At 42.9% G+C, this 5,051-nt stretch carries 6 protein-coding genes and 1 tRNA gene; 3 read left to right on the top strand and 4 right to left on the bottom strand.

All coding sequences use genetic code 11. From position 1 onward, the window contains the following. Both B4923_RS21175 and B4923_RS20530 read left to right on the top strand, forming a co-directional pair. The coding region (locus B4923_RS21175; protein ID WP_342752580.1) for a DUF6883 domain-containing protein at window positions 1-428 on the top strand (428 nt) is incomplete at its 5' end. Continuing rightward, a complete protein-coding gene (locus B4923_RS20530; RefSeq protein ID WP_109491542.1) occupies window positions 425-634 on the top strand; it encodes a DUF4926 domain-containing protein in 210 nt (69 codons plus the stop codon). The genes B4923_RS21175 and B4923_RS20530, both read left to right, overlap by 4 nt. Window positions 635-785: 151 nt before the next feature. Here the strand turns inward: B4923_RS20530 and B4923_RS20535 are convergent, their stop codons facing one another. After that, the gene (locus B4923_RS20535) at window positions 786-965 is read right to left on the bottom strand and encodes a hypothetical protein (RefSeq protein WP_109491543.1); all 180 of its coding nucleotides are present in this window, start codon (window positions 963-965) and stop codon (window positions 786-788) included. Window positions 966-1,404: 439 nt separating this feature from the next. On the opposite strand from B4923_RS20535, the gene B4923_RS20540 reads away from it, so the two are divergent. Then, entirely contained in the window at window positions 1,405-2,352 is a 948-nt protein-coding gene (locus B4923_RS20540) for an HNH endonuclease (RefSeq protein WP_109491544.1), read from the top strand. 89 nt (window positions 2,353-2,441) lie between these two features. On the opposite strand, the gene B4923_RS20545 is transcribed toward B4923_RS20540, so the two are convergent. The 3 genes from B4923_RS20545 to mtfA all read right to left on the bottom strand — a co-directional run bounded on the left by B4923_RS20545 (window position 2,442) and on the right by mtfA (window position 4,880). Next, window positions 2,442-3,719: a tyrosine-type recombinase/integrase gene (locus B4923_RS20545; protein WP_109491545.1), complete on the bottom strand. Its 1,278-nt coding sequence runs from the start codon at window positions 3,717-3,719 to the stop codon at window positions 2,442-2,444. 179 nt (window positions 3,720-3,898) lie between these two features. Next, a tRNA-Asn gene (locus B4923_RS20550) sits at window positions 3,899-3,974 on the bottom strand. 108 nt (window positions 3,975-4,082) lie between these two features. Then, window positions 4,083-4,880: a DgsA anti-repressor MtfA gene (gene mtfA, locus B4923_RS20555; protein WP_109491546.1), complete on the bottom strand. Its 798-nt coding sequence runs from the start codon at window positions 4,878-4,880 to the stop codon at window positions 4,083-4,085. Between the last annotated feature and the right edge of the window lie 171 nt (window positions 4,881-5,051).

Here is a 5,051-nt window from a genome sequence, read left to right on the forward strand (position 1 = left end):
ATATTCTAGTATTCCCGGAGAATGCGTTTCCGCCGATTTATGTTTATTTAAGCGAGGATAATTCACCATATATCACTAAATACGGTGTTCTTCAAAATTCAGATAAAGCAGCCATTGATAAAAATAAACTGACAGGTTATGCATTAAACCCTGAACATCCAGTCGGGGGACATAAAGCTAAAGTTTTTGAATCTGCGTTAGGTTATAATCAATCCAATGTGGACAAGCTGATTGAGAAAGTTAGACTTGGAGCAGGATCAAGTCCTGCGGTATTAGGTAATGCAACTAACTATGGACAGCAGGTTATTGTTGATATGCCGATTGAAGGTATAAATGGGAGTTCAGCTATTGTTCGGACAGGTTGGTTTTTTGACAATGGTTCAGATGTTCCTCGGTTAGCAACAATTTATGTGAAGGGGAAGTTATGATGGTTTATTCTTTATTTGATGTTATTTCTTTAAAAAATGATCTTCCAGAGGAAGGGTTAAAAAAAGGAATGCTAGGGGCTATTGTTCACATTTATAACGAACCATCCCCTGCATATGAGATAGAGTTTTGTGATGATAATGGTGAGACACTAGCTTGTATCACATTAACACCAGATTTTTTCAATGCGGTTGATTTTAAAAAGTAGTCTGATGAATTACTCATTAAAAATAAAAATCACATAACGACGATCTTTAATTAACAAAAAATCAATAGCAGCACAACAACCTGTGTGTGCTGCTCAATTTTCCGCATAATTAAAGTTGTGGCCTTAATGCGTTATCCTCATGGCCGTTTCCTTAGTCTACGGGTATCACTTCTGGCGTATGAAAAGTACGAAATAACAGATCAAGTTGTTCCCATAGGACGAAGCTCAAAATCTCTTCTGCCTTGGGTTTATCCAGTTCAACAACGGCGTAAATTAATGCCCGGCATTGATCAATGATCTCTTCCAGTTCCAGCGGTGTGTTATCGAACATGATAAGCCTCCGTTGCCGGATGTTGAGATGTGGCAAAAAAAGCAGTAGCCAGATGCAGATTTTCAGGCAGGGAATAGGTAAACTGACGGACAGCCATAGCGTTAGCTCCATAACGGTGTGGTTAGCCCCTGTCTGGTATTGCAGTACCTTTCAGGGGCGAAACGGGTTTATAGGTAGTCTTGTATACAGGTGTGAACCTTTTCGACTGCAATGTAGCCTTAGAGTTTCCACTAGTCAATTCAATTACTTAACGCGATATAAGAAAATCCATGGCGAATACGTCTCCAACGTTCCAGATCCGTATAGCTTCATAACTGCGTAAGTAGTGAGATGAAACTGTGGCATAGGTTGGTATGAGTCTGGGAAACTGGTTCAATGAATTGATTCGGCAGGGGATTGAGCTGAATGACTGATAGTGGTTTTCTATAAAAGGAATAATATGAAATATTTTATATTACAAGCAAACCCTAAAATATATAAAGTTGAAGATTATTTTAGAGATAAAAAATATGTATATTGGACAATAAAAAAGTTACATGGAAATAAAAAACATCATATTTCAAAAGGTGATGTTGTTTTCTTCTGGAGAACTGTCGGTAATAGAGAATATAGCCTAAGTGGATTTTTTGCAAAAGGTATTGTTGAAGAGTCTCCTGTAAAAAGGAGAGATATATTACACCCTGAGTGTTTGGGTGATGATTTATGGATAAAAGGTCTTTATACAGAGGGAAGTAAAGATAAACAAGTCGGTATAAGAATACTTGAGTACAGAGATATTGATGATCCGAATAGGTTGTCAAGGAGCAATCTTCAACATGACCCTATACTAAAAAAACTACATGTTGTTGATACTGGACTACAAGGAAATATAGCTACCTTGATTGATAAGTTTTCTACTAGAATAGAAGAACTTTGGTGTGACAATGAAAAAGGTGGATCCCATGAAGAAATAAATGAAGACATTAAAGAAATTGAAAGTGACGTAACTATATCAGAAACAACTAAAAAGCAATTAATTAATGCTAGGTTAGGGCAAGGGGACTTCCGTAACAAAGTGTTAACTAACTATCCAGAATGTCCTATTACTGGAGTTAGCTTACCTTCATTATTAAAGGCAAGTCACATTAAACCGTGGCGAATAAGCAATAATAAAGAACGATTAGACCCCTATAACGGAATTATGCTATCACCTCATATCGATGCTCTCTTTGATAAAGGATATATAAGCTTCGCTGATGATGGTTCTATGCTCATTCGAAATGATGTCATTATCATAAACGAAATTAAATTATTGAATGTTCCGTGTGACATAAAGATAGCAATAAATGAAAATTCCAAGAAATATTTAGATTGGCATAGAGGGTTTTTATTTCATAAAAATAAATGAAATTGATATATCAGCCTATTCTGAAATAGGCTGAGTGTCTTTTAAGGTATCTACCAGAGACTTATATGCCAGTTATCACTGGTATCATCTTATCCCTTTTGCCCAAACTCAAACGGCCTAACCATACCGTTGCTGTTAGCATCCAGAAAATCGGCCCACCATTGCAACATGAGGCGACGTTGCTCAAGGTGTTTGGCCTTGTGAGTGTAGGCAGCGCGAACGTTGTTCTTTTCCATGTGGCTCATCTGAAGTTCAACCACGTCTTCAGGCCAGATACCCGATTCAATCAAGGCACTACACGCCAGCGTTCGGAAACCATGACCACACAGATCGGTTTTGGTGTCATAGCCCATTTTGCGTAGTGCTTTGTTAATGGTGTTTTCACTCATCGGTTTCATTGCATCATAACAGCCAGTCAGGATAAAGCCGTCATCACCGTTAACGTCATAGGTGAGGTCTTTAAGCTCTTCCAAAATTGCTAGCGCTTGATCGCATAGAGGAACATAATGTTTCCTGCGCATTTTGGCACCACGGCTTGAATGCTTGATCCCTTCAATGGCTTCACGCTGTTCAGGGATAACCCACAAGGCACTTTTGAAATCGATCTCTGACCATCGGGCAAAGCGGAGTTCGCTGGAACGCACAAAAATTAGCAGATTGAGTTTGATCGCAAGTTGCGTCAATCTGCTACGGCCTTTATAGGTTTCAATACGCTCCAGCAGGGTAGGTATCTCTTCTAGTTCGATAGCGGGGCGGTGTTCCGTCTGTGGCTTCTGAACCGCACCTTCCAAATCATAGGCCGGATTGAAACGGATCATCTTTTGCTGGACGGCATAACGCATGATGAAGGTGGCGTATTGCTTCACCCGCATAGCGATTTCCAGATAACCCAGCTTCTCTATCTTTTTGATGGGAACCAGCAGATCGCCGGTATCCAGTTCAGCAATGTCTTTTCCACCAATATCATGGAACAGGTAGGTTTCCAGCCGAGTCCATACAGAACGCTGATAATCTTCCGACCATGTGGTTTTGGTGGCAAACCAGCTTTTGGCAACGGTCTTGAAAGCGCGGGTGTTGTTACGCCGCTCTTGAACGATTTTGTTGTCAGCCTGTTTTTTGGCGCTGGGATCAACGCCAGCGGCTAACAGCTTTTTTGCTTCATCTCGTCGTTGTCTGGCATCTGCCAGAGAAACAGCAGGGTAGACACCGATGGAGAACACCTTCTGTTTTCCTGCGAAGCGATAGCCTAACTGCCAGTATTTTGAACCGTTGGGATGTACCAGCAGGTAGAGGCCGAACCCGTCAGTGAGCTTAACCACCTTTTCTGACGGCTTGGCATTTTTTACTTTAGTATCAGTAAGTGACATGACGGCTCCCTCCGATTGCTGGTAAAAACAAAATCGAACCAGCTTTACCAGTATTTTTACCAGCAAAAGGGTATGGCTTCGAGTGTTTTTGAGTGAACGAGGGCGTACCTGAAGAATGGGAAAACCAATTGATTAAAAGCAAAAAAGCAGACGTCAGTGAACGTCTGGTTTCTCTAAAATGGCTCCTCTGACTGGACTCGAACCAGTGACATACGGATTAACAGTCCGCCGTTCTACCGACTGAACTACAGAGGAATCGTGTGAACGGGGCGCATGATATCCGGCACCCGCTATGCTGTCAACGGCAAAATCGGCGTTATTGTCTGACTGTTTAGGCTGTGTACAATTCTGCCTTTATTCCGGTCAATAAATCACAGGGGCGTTGTAGTGCGTGCTGTTTTGCCAGTCTTTAAGTCGTGCCAGCGGGTCCTGATGATAGAACCCCTGGAAACACTGGTACAGTGCCGGAAACCGTTCCGATAACAGTTCTGGCGCGCTGAAGAAATATTCGGAAAGTACGGCAAAACATTCGACAGGATCCTGTGCGGCGTAGGGATCCATGCTGGCGGCATCTTCACCCACTAAATCAATTTCTTCCTGCAACGCATCCATCGCAGCATGCAAATGCTGTTCCCATGAAGCGATATCACGCAGGGAAATCGCAGGAACGCCTGTGGCGATGCCACCGCTGCGAACGTCCAGTTTGTGGGCAACTTCGTGAATGACGAGATTGAAACCGGACAGATCAAACGAATCCTGAACTTCCTGCCAGTTGAGGATCACGGGACCTTGATCCCAGCTTTGCCCCGACTGCACAATCTTACCGGTATGCACCAGCCCGATGTCGTCTTGCCATTCATCATTAACGATGAAAGGACCGGGATAAATGAGTACCTCGTGAAAGCCGTCCAGATATTCTATACCCAGTTCCAGTACCGGAAGGGAAAACAACAGCGCGATACGTTGCTGCATAATCTCGGTTAACACCAGTTCTTGTAACGGAATCAGGCGCTTTAGTTTCAGAAACTGTTCAGCAATCGGTACCAGCTTCTTTCGTTCCGCGTCACTCAATGGGGCTAAAAGGGGAATCGACATTGCTGGTTGCCAGTGTTCCAATGTCTCCATAGGACATTCATTTGTCTTCCACGGCCATTTAATCATCGCTGTTGCTCGCTAAGTCATCACTTGAATTTAAAGGCGAGAGCTAATGCTGTTAAAATGCCGCAAAAGCGGGCATCATAGCAACCGCTTAAACGGAGAGATGCCGGAGCGGCTGAACGGGACGGTCTCGAAAACCGTTGAGGGAGCAATCCCTCCGAGGGTTCAAATCCC

The sequence above is a fragment of the Brenneria roseae subsp. americana genome (assembly GCF_003115815.1).
Lineage (GTDB): Bacteria > Pseudomonadota > Gammaproteobacteria > Enterobacterales > Enterobacteriaceae > Brenneria > Brenneria roseae.